Origin of the sequence: Bartonella sp. W8122 (genome assembly GCF_016102485.1) — a bacterium.
GTDB classification, from domain to species: Bacteria; Pseudomonadota; Alphaproteobacteria; order Rhizobiales; family Rhizobiaceae; genus Bartonella; species Bartonella apihabitans.
On sequence record NZ_JACFOO010000001.1, the window covers coordinates 430,845 to 454,435 of the forward strand.

A 23,591-nucleotide genomic window follows, 5' to 3' on the forward strand; every position below is an offset into this window, starting at 1 on the left:
CATGTATGGTTAAGCCTGATTCGGCTAAATATGATCGAGAAGTCAACTTTGCAGGCTAGAGGTGGATATAAGAGCAAATTATTGTCGGGGATTTTCTCGAGTCCGGCTGCTTTTGCCTGTTTTTCTGTAAATCCTTTGAAGAGCGATGCTGCAGTCCCTGATGTGCTTCCCGATTTCGGAAGTCTCGCACTTCAGACAGCAATTATCGGCGGGGTTATCGTTGCGGCATTGATTATTTGCCTCGCCATATTTTTCCGCCATTTTTCAAAAAGTTCTTCTGATCAGGAAAATAGCAATTCCGATAAATTTCAGGATATCGACAATTATGAGCGCTTTCTCATGCATACGGGACAATGTGCGCTTATCTGGAAAACGCCTGCTGCTCTTCCTAAGATAATCGGTCATATGGCTACTTTAGATCGGCTGCAAGTAAAGCCGAAAGATATACTGCGTTTCGGGCAGTGGCTTGATGATAATGAAGTCCGTGTCCTTGATGAAGCTCTCAATCATTTGCGACATGACGGGCAATCTTTCGATCTTTATCTGAATACCAAACAAAAAATATTGGTTGAAGCAACCGGCCTTATTGCAGGAACATCTGCAATTTTGCGTTTTCAGGATCTTTCCGGCCAACAAGAACAGCTTGCCAAGCTTGAAAAACATGCCGCTTTTACGAAGACGATGCTTGCAATGCGTAATGTTCTTCTTGAAGCGCTTGATGAACCTGTCTGGCTCGTCAATCGCGATAACAGAATTATCTATGCCAATCGTGCGTTTCAGAAGGCAAGCGGTTACGACCCCGAAAAAGCGCAAGAAACCTCTCTGTTTAATGAAGCAACACGTCAGAAACTCTTAGAAAATAAGCCGCTTTTCAAAGGGCCGGCCTATGCCATTGTCGAAGGGGATCGGAGGCTCCTTGAAGTCACACAAGTGACGTCCGAAGATGGTGTTGCAACATTTGCTCACGATATCAGCGCCATGGAAGAAATGTCGGAAGAAATGAAGCGCATGGCGCGCGGACATTCCGAAACACTTGACCAGATTTCAACGGCAGTTGCCATTTTCGGTCCCGATCAAAAACTGAAATTTGCCAATCAGGCCTTCGCAACGCTCTGGCCGTTGGATACGGTTTTTCTGGAAAGCGAACCCAGTCATACTCTTCTTCTTGATCGTTTGCGGGAAGAAGGCATTATTGCTGAAAAGCCGGATTGGAGGGGTTGGAAGGAAGAGCTTTTTTCTGCTTATCGTTCGGGTGAACCAAGCCAGCAAATCTGGAATTTGCCGGATGGGCGTACGCTCAGGGTTCTCGCAAGTCCTCATCCGCAAGGCGGCGTGACATGGCTTTTTGAAAATCTCACTGAAAAAATCGATCTTGAACGGCGTTATAACAGCCTCATTGAAATGCAAGGTGAAACGCTGGACCATCTTTCCGAAGGTGTCGCTTTGTTTGGTCCGGACGGGCGTATGCGCCTTTCCAATCCGGCACTGGCTAAATTATGGTCTTTACCCACCGAATTGACCGTTGAAGGAACGCATATTTCAAAACTTCAGGAGAATTGCGCGAAAAAGACAACAAGCAATGCTTGGGATACATTCGGTGCATTTATCACCGGTTTTAGTGAAAATCGGGATGCCATTTCGGGGCGAATGGATTTAACAAACGACGTTATTCTTGATTATGCCTTGGTGCCCCTGCCAAACGCGCAGACCATGATGACCTTTGTCAATGTAACGGATACAGTCAATATCACCCGTGCATTGCAAGAAAAGAATGATGCATTGCGCAGTGCCGACGCGTTGCGCAGCGAGTTTGTTCGCCATGTATCTTATGAATTGCGCACCCCTCTTACCAATATTATCGGCTTTTCGGATATTTTACAGAGCGGACTTTTCGGTACTCTCAATTCCCGCCAACAGGAATATCTCAAGCACATCACTTCCGAATCCGGTGCACTTCTTGATATTGTCAATGATATTCTTGACCTTGCCAAACTTGATGCCGGCATTATGGAACTTGATATTAAGGATGTCGATATTGCCGCTTCAATGGCTTTTGCCACAGAACGCACAAAAGAGCGCCTCGGCGCCCGTCCAGTACAAATTGAAGAAAAAATTGAAGACGGCCTCACGACGATTCCGGCAGATCAGGCAAGGCTACGGCAGATTTTTGTCAATGTATTGAGCAATGCCGCCAATTTTGCTCCTGACAATAGTGTCATAACCTTTTTTGCCAAAAAGGACGGAAATGACATTGTCTTTTCTGTTCACGATGACGGAGCAGGAATTCCGGAAGAAATTCTTGATACTGTTTTCAAGCGATTTTCATCCCATGCCCATCATGGTTCGCGTGCCGGAGCAGGACTTGGCCTTTCAATCGTCAAAAGCTTTGTCGAGCTTCATGGTGGCAGTGTCGCGATAGAAACCGGAAATGCAAAAGGAACAACCGTTTTTTGCCGCTTTCCAGCCAAACGCCCTTCGCCCGCAACGTTGCTTCAATCAGAGGAAACAGAATGATTTTCAGTTTATTTCTAGAAGATGAAAAGGCAACCGAACGCTTCGGCGAGGATTTTGCGCTCGCTCTTGAAAAGGGTAATCTCGTTACGCTTGAAGGGGACCTTGGAACAGGGAAAACGTCGCTTTCCCGTTCTATTGTTCGCACATTAGCAGATGATGACGGGATGGATGTTCCAAGTCCAACCTTCACACTTGTTCAAGTTTATGACTTGCCAAAATTCAACCTCACCCATGCCGATCTTTATCGCATCAACGAACCGGAAGAGATTGACGAGCTTGGCTTTGAAGAAGCGCGAGAGGCCGGAGTTGTTCTTGTCGAATGGCCGGAAAAAGCGGAAGGAGAATTGGGAAAGGCAGATTTTGCCATTTTTCTTGAGCATCAAGGAAATGGTCGAAAAATAACGATTGAGGCGGAAGGCCGTGCTGCCGACAGGCTCAAGCGTTCACTTGAAATAAGAGAATTTTTAAAATCCAATCACCGTGGCAATTTCAAACGCCGGTATTTTACCGGTGATGCTTCGGCGCGTTCCTACGAGATTATTTATGGCAAGGATGGTCATGAGATTTTGATGAATGCGCCGGCAATGGAAATGCCCGAACAAAGTGGCCAGTCTTATGGGAAAATTGCCCATCTTGCGACATCGGTTAGCCAATTTGTCGGCATTGACCGGCTAATTTTGAAAAATGGTTTTGTAGCGCCAGAAATTCTAGCGCAAGATTTAAAAAACGGTTTGCTCATTACCGACGATCTCGGGCGGGACGGCGTGCTTGATGAAGAGCGGAAGCCGATTGAAAACCGCTATATCGAATCGGGAAAATTGCTTTCTTCATTTCACCAGAAAGAGTGGCCAAAACATCAAAAATTCGATGATCTGACACTTGATATACCGGCTTATGATCGGGGTGTTTTGCAGGCTGAAGTTTCTCTTCTTCTTGACTGGTATTTTCCTTACTCTACCGGAACAGAGGTGAGTAAGTCCATAAAGAAAGAATTCTATCGGCAATGGGAGCCGTTTTTTGAAATTTTTGAACAGGCAGAACGAAGTTTTGTTATGCGCGATTATCATTCGCCAAATATTATCTGGCGGGAGAATGAGCAGGGCTTGAAAAAAATAGGTCTCATTGATTTTCAGGACGGGCAAATTGGCCCGACAGCCTATGATGTTGTGTCACTCGCCCAGGATGCGCGTGTTGCTATTAGCCGCCCGCTTGAGGAGCGTATCATCAAGGCTTATTGCGATGAACGCAAAAAGGGCGCTCGTATCTTTGATGAAGAACAGTTCAAACTCATCTATGCTATTGCCGGTGCGCAACGCGTTTCCAAAATTCTCGGCATTTTTGTTCGTCTTGACAAGCGTGATGGCAAGCCCGCTTATTTGAAACATTTGCCGCACTGCCACGATTATCTGAAGCGCAATCTTGAACATCCGGCCCTTTCATCATTGCGTCAATTCTATATTGCCTCGAAACTGGTTGAAGAGTGAAAAAATGAAAATAACACATGCTATGGTGCTTGCTGCGGGGCTTGGCACCCGCATGCGGCCATTGACTTTCAAAACACCGAAACCACTGGTAAAAATCGCCGGTCGAAGTCTTTTGAACCGCGCTCTTGACGCCCTTGAACAAGCCGGTGTCGAGGAAGCGGTGGTTAATGTCCATTATCTTGCCGATTCTATCGAAAGTCATGTCGAAAGCCGTAAAAAACCGCATGTAACCATTTCGGACGAGCGTGCGGAACTTCTCGATTCTGCCGGAGGCGTGGTGAAAGCTTTGCCACTTTTGGGAGAAAATCCGTTTTTTGTTCTTAACGCCGATACGTTCTGGGTCGACCATGGCACGCCAACGCTTGAAGCAATGGCAAATCGTTTTGACCCCGATAGAATGGATATGTTGCTTATGACGGTTAAACGCGTGCAGGCAGCAGGGCCGGAAAAAGGTGATTTCCTGATTGGTGAAGGTCAAAAACTTGTTCGCGCACCTGCAAATGCACCGGAAGCGGTTATTTATGGTGGTGCACTTATTGTAAATCCGAAAATATTTGCATTTGCAAAAATCGAACCGCAATCGCTCAACCTCTATTTTGACGAAGCAATTGCCCGTGGTCGCCTTTATGGTTTTCCTTTGGATGGCAACTGGTATACTGTCGGGACAATTGCAATGATTAGCAAGGTTGAGGAGCTGATGCGCCAAAGGGGGGAAATCGCGTGAAAGACAAGCCGAAGCTGTTTTCGATTTCGAGCGGTGCGCCGTTTTTGCCAACTTTTGTTGATGCACTTCTTTCGGGACGCCTGATTAAAGATTTCGGCAAAGGCGGCAATATCCAGAAAGCTTTGGCAGATACTCTTATTTATGTTCCGACGCGTCGTGCCGCGCGCGCACTGCGCTCCTGCTTTGTGGAGATGAGCAAGACACATTCAAGCTTCCTGCCGACAATTCGCCCTTTGGGCGATGTTGATGAAGACACCGCTTTTTTCCTTGATAATGGAGCGGCAGCTTTGTCGCTCAATCCGAAGATTGGCGATGTCGAACGGCTCTTGTTATTGGCGCGTCTCATCCGTCCGTGGCGCGAGAATTTGCCTGCCCATGTGCGCTCGCTCTTCGGTAGTGAAGATATTATCATACCGGCCAATACAGCCGATGCGATCTGGCTTGCCGAAGATCTTGCCCGTCTGATGGACGAGGTCGAGACAGAGTCCGCCGACTGGGCAAAGCTTAAAGATATTGCCCCCGATATGGTCGCCGAATGGTGGCAGGTGACACTTGATTTTCTTGAAATTGTAACAAAAACCTGGCCTGATATTCTTGCCGAACGGCAAAAAATAAATCCGGCAGAATGGCGCAATCAGGCTATTCGGGCGGAAACTGAAAGACTTTTGCGTAACAAACCGCGTGATCCGGTTATTGTGGCCGGTTCCAATGGCTCGATTCCGGCCATTGCCGATTTACTGAAAGTAGTTAGCGGATTGGAAAATGGTGCGGTCGTCCTGCCCGGTCTTGACCTTGCCATGGATGACGCCCAATGGGCAGCACTTGATGAAACGCATGATGACCCCTCCATTTTCGGCCATCCGCAATATAGCTTCAAAAAATTGTTTGACCGCATGAAACTGACAAGAAATGTCGTTGACGAGATCGGAGCGCCTTCGGAAAACAAGAAAAAACGCGCTGCAATTTTATCCGAAGCATTGCGACCGGCCGTGACCACCGACACATGGTCACAATTGAAACGTGATGGTTTTGATGAAATTTTTGCCGATGTCTCTTTGATCGAGGCCGCCAATGAGCGTGAAGAGGCTTTGGCGATTGCAGTTGCGCTAAGGCAAGCAATTGAAGACAAAAAGAAAACGGCCGCACTTGTGACGGGGGACAGAAATCTTGCCCGACGTGTTGTGGCCGAACTCAAACGTTTCGGCATCGAGGCCAATGATTCCGGCGGCGTTCCTTTAAGCGAAGTGTTACCGGCAACTTTATTGCGGCTTATTTTGCAAACTTTGTTTCAACCTGGTGATCCGGTGGCTTTTCTGTCGCTTTTGAAACACCCTTTGACATCGCTTGGATATGAACGCGGAGCTTTACGAAAAATTGCCGAACGTTTCGAGCTCTTTGCATTAAGAGGGGGAACCGGACGAATCAATATTGCAGCTTCTGAGCAGTTTGTTGAAGAGCGTCTTATTGCTCTCACAACAGATGAAAACGAAACGAGCGGTATTGATACCGATATGATCGAAGAAGCAAGAAATCTTGCGTCTTCACTGGTGAAAGCCGTTCAGCCATTGGTAACATTGATGGCAAAAAGCGAACCGCAGTCGGTGAACGAAGTTGCCCGTGCTACGACGGAAGTTTTGGAAAATTTCGGGGCAAACGAGCAAGGCTCCTTTCACGCGCTTTATGCAGGAGAAGCAGGAAAAGCCATTATATCTTTGCTGCGTGATCTTGTTGCCGATCAATCCGGCCTCACATTCGATATTTCCGAATGGCCGGCCGTTCTTGAAGCTTTAATGGCTGCACGCTCGGTGAGCCCCTCCGCCGGTGGTCATCCCCGTCTTTTTATCTGGGGTGCACTGGAATCGCGTTTGCAAACGGTTGATACAATGGTCATCGGGGGGTTGAATGAAGGGTCTTGGCCTGCAACAGCACGCAATGACCCGTTCATGTCGCGGCCAATGAAGATGACTTTGACACTTGACCCTCCCGAGCGCCGGATCGGTTTGGCTGCCCATGATTTCCAGATGGCTATGGGCATGGATAAAGTCATTATGAGCAGGGCATTGAGAGTTGATAATGCCCCTTCTGTGCCGTCGCGCTGGTTACAAAGGCTGGAAACAGTCGTGGGCGCCAAAGCGAGTGCTAATATGCGTGCTCATGGCGGGGTTTTTGTCCACTGGGCACGGGAACTCGATCGTCGCAAAAATGTCGATTTTATTGCGCGCCCATGCCCCATTCCCCCATTGAAGCAACGTCCGAAACATTTTTCTGTTACCGAAATCGAAACATTACGCCGCGACCCTTATGCAATTTACGCTAGAAAAGTTTTGCGCCTGAAGCCACTTGATGACCTAATCCACGATCCGTCGGTAGCAGAACGTGGCACACTTTATCATGCAATTGTTGCGGGCTTTTCATTGCTGAAAATTGATCCGGAAAAACCGGATGCACTGCAAAAATTTCTTGAAATTGCCCGTGCCGAATTTGACCGGATGCAACTTCCACTTGATGTTGAAGCTATATGGTGGCCGCGTTTTGAAATTCTTGCGCCATCAATTATCGCGTGGGAAAAAGGACTTTCTCCACGAGAGAGATATGTCGAAATTTCAGCCCGTCCGGTTCATATTGTGCCGGAAGGAGCGACTCTTTCAGGGCGCGCCGACCGCATTGATGTGATGAATGGACATTTCGCCGAAATTCTTGATTTCAAAACCGGTTCGACCCCTTCCGTGAAGCAGGCAGCAACACTCATGGCACCGCAATTGGCGTTGGAAGCAGCGCTTTTGTCACGCAATGCCTTTGTTCCGCTTAAAAATATCAAACCGACGGAACTTGCCTATATCCGTTTGAATGCCCACGGCGAAGTAAAAGAAGAGCGTATATCTTTCACTGCCAAAAAAACCGCAACCGAACTTTCCGAAGAAGCATGGGCAAGATTGGGTGAACTTGTGGAATATTATCAAAATCCCGCCCATGGCTATTTGTCGCGGGCAATGCCACCTTTGACCACTTATGAAGGCGATTTTGACCATTTGGCGCGGGTTCTTGAATGGTCGGCCGGTTCTGATACGGCAGGTGAAGAATGACCAAACGCGAAATTCCTGAAGATGCCATTAAAAATCAGACGGCCGCTTCAAATCCGCAAAGCAGTGCGTGGGTGTCTGCCAATGCCGGTTCCGGCAAAACCCATGTTTTGACGTTTCGGGTTATCAGACTTTTATTGAATGGCACCGAATCGGCGCGGATTTTATGCCTCACTTATACCAAAGCAGCCGCTGCTGTCATGCAAACGCGCATTTTCCAGACTCTTTCCGGCTGGACAGAGCTTGATGATGACAAATTGACAGAGGTGTTGATCGCCCTTGAGGGTAGAAAACCCGATTCAAAAAGGCTTGACGAAGCGCGCAGACTTTTTGCCCGTGCTCTTGAAACACCGGGCGGGTTAAAAATCCAGACGATCCATGCTTTTTGTGAAGGCCTGCTTCACCAATTTCCTTTGGAAGCCAATATCGCTGGCCATTTCGAGATGATGGACGATCTCAAGCGTGACGAGTTTTTCAAAAATGCGCGCCGTGACCTGCTTGAAAAAGCTTATTTGCAAAAAAATAGTTCTCTTCATGACGCATTGATGCTGGTTTTGAAAACAGCAGGAGAAAATGGACTTGTTACGCTGTTAGACGAAGCAATTGAAAAACGGCAGGCTTTAAGGGCGTTTCTCACGCGTGTGAGTGGACCGGATGGCAAGCATATTCTGGAAAAAGCATTACAAATATCTCCGGAAGATACGGAGGAAAATCTCACTGATGAAATCCGTAAAACGGCGCTTCATTCGGAGGAGACTATTGAGGCATTCAAAAGTCTCGGCCACTCTTTCGCCCAAGATTTTGTTGAAAGATTGGAGCTTGTAGAAAAGGCGGATAATAGCGAGAGCATAAAATTTATCGAACTTGCCTATTTTACCCGTGGAAATCCGCGAAAAATAAGCAATTTGGCATCAAAAAAACTTCTTGCAGCTTTGCCATGGCTTGCAGACGATTTGTTAAAGCGTCAGGAAAAGCTCGCTTCCTATCTCGACAAGTTGCGACGTGTACGACTGGTACGGCTCAATTTGGCAGCCTTCAAGCTCTGTTACCGGCTTTTGGCGCGTTATGAAAGTTTGAAGAAAGCGGAAGGTTTGCTTGATTTCGATGATTTGATCGAGCGGGCGCTTAATCTGTTAAAACGCGATGGTGCGGGCCAATGGGTGCAATATAAACTGGATAGGGGCATTGACCATATTCTGGTTGACGAAGCACAGGATACAAGTCCTTCCCAGTGGCAAATAATCCAGCTTCTTGCACAGGAATTTTTTGTCGGGGAAGGACAAAGAGAGGTCAATCGCACTGTTTTTGCCGTTGGTGACGAAAAACAGTCGATCTATTCCTTCCAAGGGGCAGTGCCGGAAGATTTTGCAACGAATGGTCGCATTATCGAAAGAAAAGCCGAAGCCGTCGGCAAATCTTTCGGCCACATACGTTTGAATTATTCCTTCCGTTCGACAGCCGATGTTTTAAAAAGTGTTGATCGGGTATTCGAAAAGCCTGAAAATTATAAAGGTCTTTCAGCCGAAAATATCAAAACCGTGCATGAGCCGGTTCGCCGCAATGACCCCGGTGAAGTTGTAATCTGGGACAATATTGCGCCGACCGATGTGGAAGAGCCGGAAGATTGGCGCAAACCTGTTGACCAGCTTCATGCACCGGCTGTTCGCCTTGCCGAAGAAATAGCAACGACGATCAGCCATTGGCTTTATCATCATGAAATGCTTCCGGGTCAGGGAAGAGAAGTCAAAGCCAGTGATATTATGGTGCTGGTGAGAAAACGGGACCAGTTTGTTCCCGCTTTGGCGCGCGCTTTGAAAAACCGCAATGTTCCGGTTGCCGGTGCCGATCGCTTGCGTCTGGCAAGCCATATTGCCGTGCGTGATTTAACGGCGCTCGCCAGATTTGTCCTGCAACCGCAGGATGACCTTTCTCTTGCATCCGTTTTGAAAAGCCCGCTTTTCGGACTTGATGAAGATGATCTTTATCATATTGCTATAAACCGTGAAGGAAGCCTGTTTAATAGCCTTGAAGCTCATAGTGAAGAGAAGCCCGAATTTGCAACTGTTCTGGCTTTACTCAAAAAATATAGAAACCTCGCCGATAAAACGCCTGTCTATGAATTTTATAGCCATATATTGAGCGAAGATCAGGGACGGGCAAAAATTCTCGCCCGATTGGGTTCGGAAGCAAGCGATGTCCTTGATGCGTTCATGGATTATACCTTATCCATCCAGAAAACCGGTTTGCCCGGTTTGCAGGCTTTTCTGGAAACAATCAAGCTTTCCGATCCGGAAATCAAACGTGAACTCGACCAGAACCGTGAAGAAGTCCGTATTATGACTGTTCATGCGGCAAAGGGGCTTGAAAGTGCGATTGTCTTTCTGGTTGATTCCGGTTCGCGTATCTGGAACGCGCAACATGAACCGAAATTCATCGAAATTGATGATCATGGCAAGAAGAGCTTTTTGTGGCAGCCCGCAAAAGAGTTCAAAACATCATTCGGTGACAATTATATCAATACGTTAAAATTGAAAGCCGAAGAAGAATATAGGCGGCTACTTTACGTTGGTATGACGCGGGCAGAAGACCGCCTCATTGTGTGTGGCTATCGGGGAAAGAATGTTGTTGGCGGCACGTGGAGTGAACTTGTCAGCGAAGCGTTGATACCGGTTTCTAAAGAAGTTGCCGGCCCTTCGCCTGACATCAAGGCATGGCGTTATTGCGTGGATGACAACCGCGCAAGTGTCGAAACAAAAACCGCTGAAGAAGAAAGAGCCGGTCCGGCTTTTCCGCTTCCTTCCTATTTTCATAAACGTATGGAACCGGAAACCGATTTACCTAAGCCTCTTACCCCTTCAGGTGCTTCACTTGATATTGACGAAAATGCACCGGCGGCAAAAAATAATGTTACGATTTCGCCGGTTCTGGGAGAAAAACCGGCAAATTCTTCATTTGCTATCGAACGCGGGACAATCATTCACCGGCTTTTGCAGTATTTGCCGCAAATAAAGGAGGAAGACCGGCAAAGGCTTGCCCGTGCCTATCTTGAAAAAGCAGCACCTGAATGGAGCGAGGAACAAAGAGAGGATGCTTTTGAACAAACCTTCAAGGTTATGGATGATGAAGCACTGCGCCCTTTGTTTACCAAAGAAGCTCGTGCCGAAGTGACATTGATGGGAACTGTCACAATAAGGGGTAAAAAATACGTCGTTTCCGGACAAATAGACCGCCTCAATGATGGCGATGACACGATTGTTCTGGGAGATTTCAAAACCGGTCGTGCGCCAAAACGCGAGCAGCAAATTCCTGACAGCTACATGTTGCAAATGGCACTTTACCGAACGCTGTTGATGAACATCCATCCGGATAAGACCGTTAGAACATTGTTGATCTATAGTGATGGACCGAAAGTTTTTGAACTCGATGGCAAAAAACTCGATTTCATTATCAATAAAGAAAAAACTAATTCACCGGAACAATAAAGGGTGAAAAAGCTTGCTCTTGACGGAATCGGTCTGGCACGCCAAATTTAGGCAAATTGGAATCACAAAGGAAAGATCAATGAGCACTGTAAAAGTCGATACAAGCAATTTTGAAAATGACGTGCTAAAGTCGGCAGAACCTGTTGTTGTAGACTTCTGGGCAGAATGGTGCGGTCCATGTAAAATGATAGCCCCCTCGCTTGAAGAAATTGCTACCGAATTACAGGGTAAGGTCAAAGTCGCCAAAATCAATATTGATGAAAATCCCGAACTTGCAACGCAGTTCGGTGTCCGTTCAATCCCCACATTATTGTTGTTCAATAATGGTGAAATCGTCTCCAATATGGTGGGTGCTGCTCCCAAAAGCCGTTTGGCAGACTGGATTAAAGACGGCGTAAAATAAGTCCTTAGAATTTATTTTAATAAAAACGGCATCCAATTCATTTGGTGCCGTTTTTGTATTTCTGCTATCCGTTTCTCGTTTATAGTTTTGGCTTGTCAATTTTCGTGTTGGCTTGTCGGCAAAAACTGTTCCGATGCAAATGATTTGGAGCAAAAAAATTGCGGTATCCCGACTTATAAAGCAGAGAGCGTAAAATAGGATTGGCCATTATCCAATCCTGTTTTTTGAGACAAATTTTATAAAAACCACCACGCAAAACCATAATCCGGCTCACTTTTAATCGTTAAAACCCTCGCAATTTCAGAAAAATCAAGAAAGTGAATCAACCGGAGATAGAAAGGCGAGGGCAAGAAAGCGGTTCAATAAGAAAATTCATGAATTTTAGGTTTATTTTCTTTCATTATTGTATTATTTCTCGTTTTTAGTATATCTCTTACTTCTATGGCTGGAGTTATTCTGCCATGAGGATAGAGACTTCAGGTGCATAATGAGCTTTGCCCGGTGAGCCTGGATTATACGGAACGATCGAATTGGGGGGCGGTCGTGTAAATTCCTTTTAATAGAATTTCGAATTTAAACAAACTTGGGCACTTATGTATGTGATAATCCGATGGATTTATCAAAATTACATAATCCCAATTTTTGCGGGATGAGTTAATGATGACTGATATGGAAATTGCCTTTAACGTTTCCTCAGATAACATTCAAACATTAAAGCAGAATGAAATACAAAGTGATCTGAAAATCGGAAGCTTGTTGCGTCATTTTCGTAAGAAAAATGGCGTTACCCAGATGCAATTGGCATCAATTGCGGGTATTAGTCCCCAACAAATACAGAAATATGAAAAAGGGGCTGACAGGATTGCTGTGTCAAGATTGATAACGCTTCTCGATTTTCTGGATATCAATTTTGAAGAATTTTTCAAAGCGATGAAGAATCTTAAACAATCTTGATCAAAATAATCAACGACGTCCGGTTGCTTTTCCCCTTTGTCGTTGATTTTCTTCGTTGAACATTATGAAGAAATAGAAATTTATCGAAATTATTATCGGGCAGCTCGAAGCAAGCTTGCACATTCCGAAATGCGAGCTATGCGAGTGCCCGAAAAATCGGAAGCGGCAGTTCTTTAAATTTTGACCATTTAGATCAGGCGCTCCGTATCTGATAATCTTTGATTGTTGCAAACTTGATTTTTGGTGATCGTTCCGCTTCATAATTGAGCGAAAAGTTGTTTTCTGCGAGAAATACCGGATCGCCGTCGAGATCGGATGCAATTGCATCGCGGTGTGTCGAAACAAATTTCTCGAGATCCTCTTTGTTATCGGCCGAAATCCAGCGGCATACAGTAAAGCGTGCCGGTTCAAAACCGACAGGAAGAGAATATTCGACTTTGAGACGCTCGGTCAGAACATCAATTTGCAAAGCACCGATCACACCGACAATCGACGGCGAACCATCGTCAGGCATAAAGAGCTGAACAACGCCTTCTTCCGCCATTTGCTGCAAAGCTTCTTTAAGTTTCTTTGCCTTCATCGGGTCACCCAGACGAACACGGCGCAAAATTTCCGGAGCAAAATTCGGAACGCCTTTGAAAAGGATGTCTTCGCCTTCCGTCAGCGTATCGCCAATGCGTAATGTTCCGTGGTTCGGAATTCCCACAACATCGCCGGCATAGGCTTCGTCGGCAATCTGGCGGGAGCGGGCAAAGAAAAATTGCGGCGTTGATAATGTCATGGGTTTACCGGTGCGCACCAGTTTTGCTTTCATGCCGCGGGATAAAATTCCCGAACAAACACGCAAAAACGCGATGCGGTCGCGGTGGTTGGGGTCCATATTGGCTTGTATTTTAAAAACAAAACCGGTCATTTTCGGCTCTGTCGCCTCGACAATGCGTGTATCGGCAACTTGCGCCCTCGGACTTGGCCCATAGGCAACAAGAGCGTCGATAAGATCACGCACACCGTAATTCTTCAGCGCCGAACCAAAATAGACAGGGGTCATTTGGCCTTCACGGAACGATTTCAGGTCAAATTTTTTACATGCGTCACGTGCAAGAACAACGCCTTCAACAAAAGCCGCACGGTCATTTTCCGGCAGCAACAGGGCTGCTTCTTCGGGGCCTTTGACAGGGCGCGGAGTTTTTTCTTCGTCTTTCTGGCGTACAAGATTGTTATGAAGGTCAAAACTTCCTGCAAAATTTTTGCCCGATCCGATTGGCCATGTCACAGGGGCTGTATCAAGTGCGAGCTTGTCTTCAATCTCGTCCAATATCTCTAATGGGTCGAGTGCCTCCCGATCCATTTTGTTAACAAATGTCACAATCGGAATGTCGCGCATGCGGCAGACCTCGAACAGTTTCAATGTTCTGGGTTCGATGCCGCGGGCTCCGTCAAGAACCATGACAGCGCTATCGACAGCCGTCAATGTGCGGTAGGTATCATCGGCAAAGTCTTCGTGGCCGGGTGTATCAAGCAAATTGAATATATGATCTTCATATTCGAACGTCATAACCGAGGTGACAACCGAAATACCGCGTTCGCGTTCGATTTTCATCCAGTCGGAACGGGTCTGGATGCGGTCTTTCTTGGCCTTGACCTCACCTGCAAGCTGGATGGCGCCGCCGAACAATAACAATTTTTCGGTCAAGGTTGTCTTACCGGCATCAGGGTGCGCGATAATAGCAAATGTGCGGCGCCGCGCGACCTCTTGTGCCTCGTTCATAACTCACTCCTGTTGCTTCGTTATCCAAGCGACCCGATTGTTTTTATAACCGGCCGGTCGATAATAAAATTCCGCTTCTTTTACCTCTTTTTTTAAAAAAGAGTGAGGAATTTGTGTCCTTTATCTAAAAATTTTCAACAAATTGGCGGCAAGCTTGAAGTTTGTCTTCGAGAACTGTACCGGATTGTTTCAAAATCATAATGAAAGGGGTGAAAAGCCCCTTTCATGGTGAGTTTCGACCTCTTTTATTCGTTGACAAGTTTTCCGGCGAGCGCGTCGGCAATCAAGCTCCGCGTTTCATCAATGCCATAAAGAGCAATGAAGGAGCCAAAACGCGGTCCCCGTTCCTGACCGATCAGAACTTCATAAAGCATTTGGAAAAATGAAACAGAAACGCCAGGCCCCCCGTCAGGGCTTTTTTTGTTGTGGTCCTGATAGCGCTCTGTCACACGACCAATGTCGAGAAGTGCATTCTGGATGGTGTGGGCATCGGCATCTGCCGGCAAGTTTGCAAGCGTTTGGTCGATTTTTTCCAAAGTTTCACGCTCGACAGCATCGGGTGCACGGAATTTTTTGGTCGGTTTGACAAAATCATTGAAATAGCGGATTGCAAAACCGACAAGACTGTCAAGTTCGGGCTGGTTTTCAGGTGTAGCACCCTTGGCATAACGCGAAATAAAGCCCCATAAGACATCGGCATTCTCGGCATTCGATGCACTCACGAGATTGAGCAACATGGCAAAAGGCACCGGTAAATCCACTTTGGGCGGATTGCCATTATGCATATGCCAGACAGGATTGTTAAGCCGGTCTTTCCAGCTTTGCTTCGGATAGGCTGAAAGAAAACTGTAATATTCGTCAACAGCTTTCGGTATCACATCGAAATAAAGCCGCTTGGCAGTTTTCGGTTTCTGATACATGTAAAGGCCAAGGCTTGACGTGGGCGCATAGGTGAGCCATTCGTCAATTGTCAGGCCATTACCTTTCGATTTTGAAATCTTTTGTCCTTTGTCATCCAGAAACAGCTCGTAGTTGAAGCCTTCCGGCGGTGTTCCGCCAAGGATACGACAAATTTTTGAAGACAAAGCCACAGAATCAATCAGATCTTTGCCAGCCATTTCATAGTCGATGCCCAAAGCTGTCCAGCGCATAGCCCAATCGGCTTTCCATTGGCATTTGACCTTGCCACCGGTAACTTCGGTTTCAATTTTTTCACCGGTTTCCGGCTCTATATAGGTAACAGTGCCCTTTTTGGCATCATGGGCAATCATCGCAACTTGCAAAACTTTACCCGAGACAGGAGAAATCGGCAAGAATGGCGAATAGGTCGCGCGCCGTTCTTCACCCAATGTGGGAACAATGACAGCCATGATCTTATCGTAATTGCCAAGCATTTTAAGGAGCGTTTCATCGAAACGCCCCGAAGTATAATAATCGGTTGCGCTGGCAAATTCGTAATTGAAGCCGAAACGGTCAAGAAAAGCGCGAAGGCGCGCATTATTGGCGGCGCCGAAAGAGGGATAATCTTTCGTAAACGGGTCGGGCACCCGCGTTAAAGGTTTCCCGAGATAGGTTTCCATCAATGCACGATTGGGGACATTTTCGGGTACTTTGCGCAATCCGTCCATGTCGTCGGAAAAACATAACAATTTGGTTTTGACTTTATTTTCCGTCAACACATGAAAAGCGTGGCGCACCATTGTTGTGCGCGCAACTTCACCAAAAGTTCCGATATGCGGCAAACCGGAGGGACCGTAACCGGTTTCGAACATCACTGTATCAGGGTAGCCCTTTTTCTCGTAACGTTTGACAATCTTGCGCGCTTCTTCGAACGGCCATGCTCTGGATTCGGCTGCCGCATCAATGACATCCTGATTAAGATTTTCTGCCACGAAATTGTCTGTTGCCATGGGGTTTTATCCTGAATTTGAATCGTTTAAGAAAGCTCTATGGCTCAAACAGCTTTTCGTCAATCATTGTAAGAAAAACATTGTAAGAAAAAACCGAAAAAACGGCAAAGGATGACTTTCAGGGAGGAACTTATGGAAAAACTGACAGCACAAGAAGCGTTAATATATATCATGGTCACAACCTCTGCCGCTGATGCGGCGGTGAGCGACGATGAACTGGAATTGATGAGCGAAATTGTTGCGCGTTTTCCGGTTTTTAAAGGGTTCGACCGGAAGCGTCTTGATCAATTGGCTGCAAAATGTTGTTCTTATCTTGCTCTTGAAGATGGAATTGAACAAATACTTGAAGTGACCGGCAAGGCACTTTCTCCAAAGCTTCGGGATACTGCTTATGCTCTCGCCGTTGAAGTTGCCGCAGGCGATCTTGATGTCAGGCAGGAAGAATTGGTGTTTTTGCAAATTTTACGCGAGCAATTCGAGCTTGAGGATTTGACTGTCGCGGCAATTGAGCGTTCAGCGAGAATCCGTTTCAGAAAAGCTTGAAGATACATAGTCGAAGAAAAAAGAGAACTGATCCCCTAAAATTCATTCCGGCCAAGACTGACCTAATTTTAATTTGGAATCGCGAAATGGGCTTTTCAATTTGTTTATTTCACTCAATCACTAAACATTATTTCACGAATGGCGAATATATCCCCGGATCCTGATCATCTTCCGGATTGCCAGTAAGGTCATCGCTCAAACGCATTTGCTTGAACTCTTTTTCTTGCGAGTTGAGAAAAGCTTTAAGAGCAGTGCTTACACGTGCAGCCGCATCGCTGTCGCTATCAATCATAGCATCAAGAAAATCTTTCAATGAAATACCGATAATGTCAAATCCGAGGTCTTTTTCAACAGTCCGAAGATCATAACTATTTCGCGGAGAATATAAAATTTCTTTCAAATAGGCTGCGGCTTCCTGAATTGGCAAACCATGCGGTTTTTCAAGGCCGAATTTTTCCGAAAGCACATAGAGAAGCTTTTCTTCTTCATCCTCAATCTCTTCGGCACTTTTCTGGTTATCCAGAGGTTTGAAGCGATTGGCAACTTGACGTGCGCCATTTTCGGCCTGTGAAGAGGTACTCGGTGTTACAGCATTGAATGTTTCTGCAAGAGTGTCGGAACTTGAATCACCATCAAGATTTTTTGCACGACGGTTGGTCAGCTCTGTGGCGGCTGCTACCGTGACATAAAGTTGCACAGGAATGGGTGGTATCATGGCAATTCCCTATCCGGCATTGGAAAGCCGAAGAATAAACGATTGTGGGAATAGGTGCAATTAATTTTAAAGATTAATGTTCAATATAAGAAATGAATAGGGAATTCAAAATCGGTTAACATAATAATATTTATATAAAATATGTCTCGTTGTAATTTTTCAATTCATTGTTCTTGAGTTCAATATTCAATTTAAAATTTAAACGTTAAATTGAATATTGGAATTTGTGTTAATTTTTAAAGGTAAAAATATTTATTTTCTCTTCCATCTAACCCAATAAAAGCCGGACGAAATCGTTTAACAAATTATCCTTTCGCAAATTGAAGCCAACACAAACGAATTTTAGAGCAGGAGACGCTTGATGAACATGTTTTCATCCCCTGAATGAAGAAACTGTGTTGATTTCTTCTCGATTTCATGTGTTTGTTTGGCTAAAGGAGAATGAACATGAAGCCAATATTTATCCAGTTGCAGTGTGCGCCGGGTACAGCTTACGATGTTGCCGACATACTTTATGAGCGCGAGATCGTTTCGGAACTCTATTCCACAAGTGGTGAATTCGAGCTTCTGGCAAAAATCTACATCGAAGAAGGCAAGGATATCGGTAAATTCATCAATGACAATATTCTTGATATACCCGGTATCACACGGTCTTTGACAACGCTCACTTTTACTGCATTCTAGACCTCTTAACCATGAAAATGGCGAGAAAACACCGGGTCAGCTGATGCAGTCGGTAAAGCATCAATTTTTTATATTTGTGCTCGTTGCTGTCATGACAATTCAATCAGTTGTCATGGCAAAAGCCGGTGTGCTTGGTGAATATGCTGTTCGCGATGCTTACGGCGGCATTATTTGCGCGTCCGCAGCCGGAAAAGGTCGTTCATCCCAAGATCATTTCCCTGTCCCTGCTTGTTGCATCGGCGGGTGTATCCTTTCTGCCGCTCTTCAAATATCCGGACCGGTTAATGTCGTTCTTGAAATATCCAAGTGTTCAAGCGAGGCAATGGCTGTCATTCGGGTTTTGTTGCTTCCCTGCGAGCGGCCATCATTTGTTTATGATGCACGCTCGCCGCCCCATATAATTTCCTGAGCCGATTTACTATCATTTGCCAATTTTCAATTCCGTTCATCAGACTGAGAAAAGATCTTTGGCAAATGGTCATAAACATCTTCAACACGAATTCATATTTTAAATATCAGGAGTTATATATGTCTTACGCTTTTCAAAAATGCTCGATTTTGATCAGGACAAGCTTTGCTGTTCTGGCAGCTTTTGCCTGTTTGTTTCTATCCTTGTCGCTCGGTAGTGCTTTTGCCAACGATTATAAAATTGGTGATATTGAAATTACCAATGTTTGGGCACGTGCTACGCCAAACGGGGCAAAAGTTGCCGGTGGTTTCTTTACCATTGTCAACCATGGTAAAGATGCTGACAGGCTGGTGTCTCTCTCATCGGAATTATCCGATAAAGCACAAATCCATTCAATGGAAATGGCTGACGGTGTCATGAAAATGCGTCATCAGGCGGATGGCGTGGTCATTCCGGCCGGTGGAACAGTTGAATTCAAACCGGGCAGTTTCCACGTCATGTTTATGGATCTCGACAAAACCTTGAACAAGGGTGACGAGTTCAAGGCAAAAATGGTTTTTGAAAAAGCCGGCACTGTCGATGTGGTCTTTACTGTTTCGGGCATTGGTGCACAAGCACCCGATTCAATGCCTGCCAATCATGAAGAACATCAACATCATTAAAAGACTACTTTTCGAATTAAAGTTTTCACGAAAAAATAAAATGCGTGGCGAAAATCTGTCACGCATTTTTGTTGATCAAGATTTTTATTCAAGTTTTTAAAAACATTACCAAGAGAAAAGTTTTCACGTGAAACGCTATTCCATGATAGGCAAGGGGCTTCTTTCAGGAAGCATGCCTTGCCAGCAATATTTCTATTTTACCCGACAGGCGTAATACGTCGCAAAGTCAGGTTGATACGGCCGGGGACTTTCAAAAGTGTAGAAGTTTCAGGATAAATCCGGTCAACCCCATGAAATGCAAGACGCATATCACCGCCAAATAGAATAACATCGCCGCTATTCAGCCGTAAGGAATGGGTTTTCCCGCCTTTGACTGGCGTTCCGACACGAAAGAGACACGTGTCGCCCAAAGAAATCGAGATAACAGGTGCAGCAAGTTCTCCTTCATCCTTGTCCTGATGCATTCCCATGCGTGCATCCGGCGAATAAAAGTTGATGAGGCAGGCTTCCGGCGGAGCGCCAAATCCGGATAATTTTTGCCATAATTCCTGGAGTTGTCGGGGAATTTCCGGCCAAGGTTTTTGCGTTTGAGGATGCGTTTCCTGATAGCGATAGCCGCGATCTTTATCGGTGACCCAGCCCAGTTTTCCGCAATTGGTTTGCCGGACACTCATCGGCTTTCCGGATTTTGGCATTCTGGGAACAAATAATGGCGCTTGCCGGACGATTTCTCTCACCTCGTCAACCAGTTTTTCCTGACCGGTGCGATCGAAATAGTTCGGGAAATAATCAAAGCCATAAAAATCCATTCTTTGAAAATAAACAGACTGTGACCGCTCTTCAAGATGCCGAGCAACATTCGCCTTGCCCGATCTTCAAGACGAATTGGTTCCTGTTTTTAAAAGCCTGCATTGGTCAATTTTTGAGAGGTGTTTCATTTCCCAATAGCATTTTCGAAAATTGCTTCAGGTCTTCCGCTGCAGCCTTCCGCTATCCTCACCGACAAGATTTACGCAGTTGTCGGGGAGGAGAAAAATACCCACGCATCTAATCCCGAAAACCGTTTCACACTTTTCGGGATAGGTTTTAGAGTACCCACGCATCTAATCCCGAAAACCGTTTCACACTTTTCGGGATAGGTTTTTGAGTGCCCACGCATCTTGGCCGAAAACCGTTTCACACTTTTCGGGATAGGTTTTTGAGTTCCCACGCATCTAATCCCGAAAACCGTTTCACACTTTTCGGGATGCGTGGGGTGTGGTGTGTGGTGTAATAAAATAATCAGGCCTGATTAAGGTCGGGAATGCGAAGCTTTTGACCGGGGAAGATTTTTTCAGGTGATTTCAACATAGGCTTGTTTGCCTCGAAAATAATCTTGTTTTTATCGCCATGACCTTTTCCATAAACTTCTTCAGCAATCTTCCACAAAGTGTCACCCTTTTTCACTTCGTAAAAATGTGGTTCTGCCGGTTGTGAACCTGACGGTTGAGAGGCCGAAGAGGTATTCGAAGTGCTCGCTTGTGCCGTTTGGTTGCTTGCCGATTTTTGGCCATTCTCTACTTTGAGATTATCGGTATTGACCGATTCAATGCTGTGAAGGTTGCCAACCGCAAGAATAGCTTTTTCCAGTGTTGCCTGATCTTTGACAGCGCCGGTCAGAATTGCTTTGCCGTTTTCGACGGCGACTTTAACATTTTCTGTTCCAAGATTAAGTCCATCCAAAGCTGTTTTAATGCTCTGTGCGTCAGGGGCTTGTTCCCCGAGCCCAAGTTTTTCACCAACCGATTTTACGAAATTAAAAAGTCCCATTGCATTCTCCTTTCAAGAAAATGCGCGTCTTGCCCTTTTGAAGAGGGAGCGGCACATTGTTAGAGCGGAAACCCGTGTTCCGTCTTTCAATGAAAGACATAGAGCAGGAATTTAAATTTCAATCAGGAGTTACTTTTGAACGAGCCTTTTTCACCTCTGAACGAATGTTTTTGGCTTTCAATCTTCGTTCAATCGAGCCTTTGGTCGGTTTTGTTTTCCGTCGCTTTGGTGGCGGTGGTTCAGCCGCTTTTTTGACGAGTGAAACAAGTCTTGCACGCGCATCTTGCCGGTTTTTTTCCTGTAAGCGGAAACGCGATGCTTCGATGAGGATTTCTCCATCTTTCGTTGCTTTTTGACCGGCCAATTTTATGAGGCGGGTGAATATATCGTGGGGAAGGCCTGCCCGATAAGCGAAATAGCGCAATTGTACAGCCGTAGCAACCTTGTTAACGTTCTGCCCGCCAGGTCCCGAAGCACGAATAAAATTTTCCGCTATATCGCTTTCGCGTATGCGGATTTTTGCGTTGATAAAAAGTTCGCCTTTTTCGCTATCCATTTTTGCAATTATAACGTGGATGCGCCAATAAAAAAGCCCGGTTACAAGGACCGGGCTTTCATTTGATTATTTTTGAACTCAGGCCTTAGGGGCTGCGTTTTTCACTTCATCGTCAACATGCGGAATGAATTTCTCGAAGTTTTTGATGAACATGCCAGCAAGTTTCTTGACCTGTTCGTCATAGGCAGCTTTGTCTTTCCAGGTCGAACGCGGGTCAAGAATTTTCGAATCCACTCCGGCAACGGCCTTCGGTACCATAAAGCCGAAATTCTCGTCTTTGCGGAATTCGACATTTTTGAGCGAACCGTCCAATGCAGCGTTCAGCAATGCGCGGGTTGCCTTGATCGGCATACGGCTGCCAACTCCGTAAGGACCACCAGTCCAACCGGTATTGATGAGCCAGCAATCAACATGGTGTTCGGCAATTTTCTTGCGTAAAAGATTGCCATAGACAGAAGGATGACGCGGCATGAATGGTGCGCCAAAGCATGTCGAGAACGTTGCCTCCGGTTCGGTTACACCTTTTTCGGTACCAGCAACCTTGGCTGTATAGCCGGACAGGAAGTGGTACATGGCTTGTGCCGGTGTCAATTTGGCAATCGGCGGAATAACGCCAAAAGCATCGGCCGTCAGCATGATGATGTTTTTAGGCTGTCCACCCTTACCGGTTTTACTTGCGTTATCAACGAAATAGATCGGATAGGCGGCACGGGTATTTTCAGTCAGAGAACCGTCATTGAAATCGGGTTCACGGTCTTTGTCGAGGACGACGTTTTCAAGAATGGTACCGAAACGCTGGGTCGTGGAATAGATAACCGGTTCCGCTTCGGCAGAGAGCCGGATGACCTTGGCATAACAACCGCCTTCAAAGTTGAAGACGCCATCATTGCCCCAGCCATGTTCGTCATCGCCGATCAATGTGCGGCTTGCATCGGCCGAAAGCGTTGTCTTGCCGGTTCCCGAAAGTCCGAAGAAAACAGCGGTATCACCTTTTGGACCTTCATTGGCTGAAGAATGCATCGGCATAACGCCTTTTTCAGGCAGAATATAGTTCAATGCGGTGAAGACCGATTTTTTCATTTCACCGGCATAGGATGTACCGCCAATCAGAACGATAAGACGGGTAAGATCGCAAGCAATCACTGTCTCGGAGCGTGTTCCATGGCGCTTCGGATCGGCACGGAAAGACGGCAGATTGATAATTGTCATCTGCGGAACATAGGATTCCAGAGCTTTGTCATCCGGACGGATGAGGAGGTTGCGGATGAAAACGGCATGCCATGCATATTCTGAGGCAACGCGCGCCCTGATGGAGTTTTCATGATCCGCACCACCAATAAGATCTTCGACAAATAGATCGCGCCCTTTTGCATGTTCGACAAAATCGGCAAACAACTGGTCGAAATGTTCCTGACTCATCGGCTTGTTGTTGTCCCACCAGATATTGGGTTCGGTCTCTTTTGTGCGAACGATGAACTTGTCTTTTGCTGATCGGCCCGTAAATTGGCCTGTATAGGCAACAAGCGCTCCTTCGGCTGTCAATTTCGCTTCATTGCGACGAATTGCTTCTTCATAAAGAAAAGGCGGTTTAAAATTATAATAAACATTGCCCAGATCTTTAAAACCGAAGCTTTTGAGTGAAGCCTTTGGATTGAATATACCAGTCTCTTTCATAGTACCTCCGCTATTGCCTTTCGAAGCAAAAATGCCCCACACGATTGTGAGTGTGCCCTCCAAAAATCAGAAAACGCATTAAATATCAAATATTTAATCGATTTAAAAAAATTTAATTTTTTTAAAAACTGGGTTAATGAAACTTCAAGCGCTGTTTGGCGTTTACAAAATTAAAAACGGAAAGGGTGTTTTTCCTCGGTAAATCAAAGACTTTCGTGAG

Annotated in this window: 18 protein-coding genes; 11 read left to right on the forward strand and 7 right to left on the reverse strand. The window is 45.9% G+C overall.

Annotated features, from left to right (window positions below):
* The first annotated feature begins 30 nt into the window (after positions 1-30).
* From H3S83_RS01965 to H3S83_RS01995, 7 genes are all read left to right on the forward strand, one after another.
* Entirely contained in the window at positions 31-2,514 is a 2,484-nt protein-coding gene (locus H3S83_RS01965; protein ID WP_198238762.1) for an ATP-binding protein, read from the forward strand.
* On the forward strand, positions 2,511-3,998 hold the full coding sequence (gene tsaE / locus H3S83_RS01970; protein WP_198238763.1) for a tRNA (adenosine(37)-N6)-threonylcarbamoyltransferase complex ATPase subunit type 1 TsaE: 1,488 nt from the start codon (positions 2,511-2,513) through the stop codon (positions 3,996-3,998). Before H3S83_RS01965 ends, tsaE begins: the two co-directional genes overlap by 4 nt.
* Before the next feature lie 4 nt (positions 3,999-4,002).
* Positions 4,003-4,722: a nucleotidyltransferase family protein gene (locus H3S83_RS01975; protein ID WP_198237996.1), complete on the forward strand. Its 720-nt coding sequence runs from the start codon at positions 4,003-4,005 to the stop codon at positions 4,720-4,722.
* A complete protein-coding gene (addB, locus tag H3S83_RS01980; protein WP_198238764.1) occupies positions 4,719-7,805 on the forward strand; it encodes a double-strand break repair protein AddB in 3,087 nt (1,028 codons plus the stop codon). Before H3S83_RS01975 ends, addB begins: the two co-directional genes overlap by 4 nt.
* On the forward strand, positions 7,802-11,284 hold the full coding sequence (gene addA, locus H3S83_RS01985; protein ID WP_198238765.1) for a double-strand break repair helicase AddA: 3,483 nt from the start codon (positions 7,802-7,804) through the stop codon (positions 11,282-11,284). The genes addB and addA overlap by 4 nt, the downstream gene beginning before the upstream one ends.
* Before the next feature lie 79 nt (positions 11,285-11,363).
* Positions 11,364-11,687 (forward strand): thioredoxin, encoded by a 324-nt coding sequence (gene trxA / locus H3S83_RS01990; RefSeq protein ID WP_077969890.1) that lies wholly within the window; start codon positions 11,364-11,366, stop codon positions 11,685-11,687.
* Positions 11,688-12,344: 657 nt separating this feature from the next.
* The gene (locus H3S83_RS01995; RefSeq protein ID WP_198238766.1) at positions 12,345-12,641 is read left to right on the forward strand and encodes a helix-turn-helix domain-containing protein; all 297 of its coding nucleotides are present in this window, start codon (positions 12,345-12,347) and stop codon (positions 12,639-12,641) included.
* 193 nt (positions 12,642-12,834) lie between these two features.
* Here H3S83_RS01995 and H3S83_RS02000 read toward each other — a convergent pair whose 3' ends face one another.
* Both H3S83_RS02000 and H3S83_RS02005 read right to left on the reverse strand, forming a co-directional pair.
* Positions 12,835-14,409, reverse strand: coding sequence for a peptide chain release factor 3 (locus H3S83_RS02000; RefSeq protein WP_077969893.1), 1,575 nt, complete (start codon positions 14,407-14,409; stop codon positions 12,835-12,837).
* 245 nt (positions 14,410-14,654) lie between these two features.
* Positions 14,655-16,319, reverse strand: coding sequence for a lysine--tRNA ligase (locus tag H3S83_RS02005; RefSeq protein ID WP_198238767.1), 1,665 nt, complete (start codon positions 16,317-16,319; stop codon positions 14,655-14,657).
* Positions 16,320-16,451: 132 nt separating this feature from the next.
* On the opposite strand from H3S83_RS02005, the gene H3S83_RS02010 reads away from it, so the two are divergent.
* Positions 16,452-16,862 carry a tellurite resistance TerB family protein gene (locus tag H3S83_RS02010; protein WP_198238768.1) on the forward strand — a complete coding sequence of 137 codons (411 nt, stop codon included), beginning with the start codon at positions 16,452-16,454 and terminating at the stop codon, positions 16,860-16,862.
* A gap of 127 nt (positions 16,863-16,989) precedes the next feature.
* Here the strand turns inward: H3S83_RS02010 and H3S83_RS02015 are convergent, their stop codons facing one another.
* Positions 16,990-17,577, reverse strand: a complete 588-nt coding sequence (locus tag H3S83_RS02015) for a hypothetical protein (RefSeq protein WP_198238769.1) — start codon at positions 17,575-17,577, stop codon at positions 16,990-16,992.
* 447 nt (positions 17,578-18,024) lie between these two features.
* On the opposite strand from H3S83_RS02015, the gene H3S83_RS02020 reads away from it, so the two are divergent.
* The 3 genes from H3S83_RS02020 (at position 18,025) to H3S83_RS02030 (ending at position 19,332) form a co-directional block, all read left to right on the forward strand.
* Positions 18,025-18,261 (forward strand): Lrp/AsnC ligand binding domain-containing protein, encoded by a 237-nt coding sequence (locus H3S83_RS02020; RefSeq protein ID WP_075869935.1) that lies wholly within the window; start codon positions 18,025-18,027, stop codon positions 18,259-18,261.
* Between the two features lie 43 nt (positions 18,262-18,304).
* Positions 18,305-18,670, forward strand: coding sequence for a hypothetical protein (locus tag H3S83_RS02025; RefSeq protein ID WP_198238770.1), 366 nt, complete (start codon positions 18,305-18,307; stop codon positions 18,668-18,670).
* A gap of 119 nt (positions 18,671-18,789) precedes the next feature.
* The gene (locus tag H3S83_RS02030; protein ID WP_198238771.1) at positions 18,790-19,332 is read left to right on the forward strand and encodes a copper chaperone PCu(A)C; all 543 of its coding nucleotides are present in this window, start codon (positions 18,790-18,792) and stop codon (positions 19,330-19,332) included.
* A gap of 197 nt (positions 19,333-19,529) precedes the next feature.
* On the opposite strand, the gene H3S83_RS02035 is transcribed toward H3S83_RS02030, so the two are convergent.
* The 4 genes from H3S83_RS02035 to H3S83_RS02050 form a co-directional block, all read right to left on the reverse strand.
* Complete coding sequence (locus H3S83_RS02035; protein WP_198238772.1) at positions 19,530-20,141, reverse strand: alpha-ketoglutarate-dependent dioxygenase AlkB; 612 nt, start codon at positions 20,139-20,141, stop codon at positions 19,530-19,532.
* A gap of 472 nt (positions 20,142-20,613) precedes the next feature.
* Entirely contained in the window at positions 20,614-21,141 is a 528-nt protein-coding gene (gene lysM / locus H3S83_RS02040; RefSeq protein WP_198238773.1) for a peptidoglycan-binding protein LysM, read from the reverse strand.
* A gap of 118 nt (positions 21,142-21,259) precedes the next feature.
* The gene (arfB, locus tag H3S83_RS02045; protein WP_078038856.1) at positions 21,260-21,697 is read right to left on the reverse strand and encodes an alternative ribosome rescue aminoacyl-tRNA hydrolase ArfB; all 438 of its coding nucleotides are present in this window, start codon (positions 21,695-21,697) and stop codon (positions 21,260-21,262) included.
* A 78-nt stretch (positions 21,698-21,775) separates the two neighbouring features.
* Complete coding sequence (locus tag H3S83_RS02050) at positions 21,776-23,371, reverse strand: phosphoenolpyruvate carboxykinase (RefSeq protein ID WP_077969905.1); 1,596 nt, start codon at positions 23,369-23,371, stop codon at positions 21,776-21,778.
* Between the last annotated feature and the right edge of the window lie 220 nt (positions 23,372-23,591).

What these genes read in the sequence shown, in the direction of transcription:
- H3S83_RS01965 (WP_198238762.1), top strand. Translation starts at nt 31, where the DNA reads ATGATCGAGAAGTCAACTTTGCAGGCTAGAGGTGGATATAAGAGCAAA.
- tsaE (WP_198238763.1), top strand. Translation starts at nt 2,511, where the DNA reads ATGATTTTCAGTTTATTTCTAGAAGATGAAAAGGCAACCGAACGCTTC.
- H3S83_RS01975 (WP_198237996.1), top strand. Translation starts at nt 4,003, where the DNA reads ATGAAAATAACACATGCTATGGTGCTTGCTGCGGGGCTTGGCACCCGC.
- addA (WP_198238765.1), top strand. Translation starts at nt 7,802, where the DNA reads ATGACCAAACGCGAAATTCCTGAAGATGCCATTAAAAATCAGACGGCC.
- trxA (WP_077969890.1), top strand. Translation starts at nt 11,364, where the DNA reads ATGAGCACTGTAAAAGTCGATACAAGCAATTTTGAAAATGACGTGCTA.
- H3S83_RS01995 (WP_198238766.1), top strand. Translation starts at nt 12,345, where the DNA reads ATGATGACTGATATGGAAATTGCCTTTAACGTTTCCTCAGATAACATT.
- H3S83_RS02000 (WP_077969893.1), bottom strand. Translation starts at nt 14,409, where the DNA reads ATGAACGAGGCACAAGAGGTCGCGCGGCGCCGCACATTTGCTATTATC.
- H3S83_RS02005 (WP_198238767.1), bottom strand. Translation starts at nt 16,319, where the DNA reads ATGGCAACAGACAATTTCGTGGCAGAAAATCTTAATCAGGATGTCATT.
- H3S83_RS02010 (WP_198238768.1), top strand. Translation starts at nt 16,452, where the DNA reads ATGGAAAAACTGACAGCACAAGAAGCGTTAATATATATCATGGTCACA.
- H3S83_RS02015 (WP_198238769.1), bottom strand. Translation starts at nt 17,577, where the DNA reads ATGATACCACCCATTCCTGTGCAACTTTATGTCACGGTAGCAGCCGCC.
- H3S83_RS02020 (WP_075869935.1), top strand. Translation starts at nt 18,025, where the DNA reads ATGAAGCCAATATTTATCCAGTTGCAGTGTGCGCCGGGTACAGCTTAC.
- H3S83_RS02025 (WP_198238770.1), top strand. Translation starts at nt 18,305, where the DNA reads ATGCAGTCGGTAAAGCATCAATTTTTTATATTTGTGCTCGTTGCTGTC.
- H3S83_RS02030 (WP_198238771.1), top strand. Translation starts at nt 18,790, where the DNA reads ATGTCTTACGCTTTTCAAAAATGCTCGATTTTGATCAGGACAAGCTTT.
- H3S83_RS02035 (WP_198238772.1), bottom strand. Translation starts at nt 20,141, where the DNA reads ATGGATTTTTATGGCTTTGATTATTTCCCGAACTATTTCGATCGCACC.
- lysM (WP_198238773.1), bottom strand. Translation starts at nt 21,141, where the DNA reads ATGGGACTTTTTAATTTCGTAAAATCGGTTGGTGAAAAACTTGGGCTC.
- arfB (WP_078038856.1), bottom strand. Translation starts at nt 21,697, where the DNA reads ATGGATAGCGAAAAAGGCGAACTTTTTATCAACGCAAAAATCCGCATA.
- H3S83_RS02050 (WP_077969905.1), bottom strand. Translation starts at nt 23,371, where the DNA reads ATGAAAGAGACTGGTATATTCAATCCAAAGGCTTCACTCAAAAGCTTC.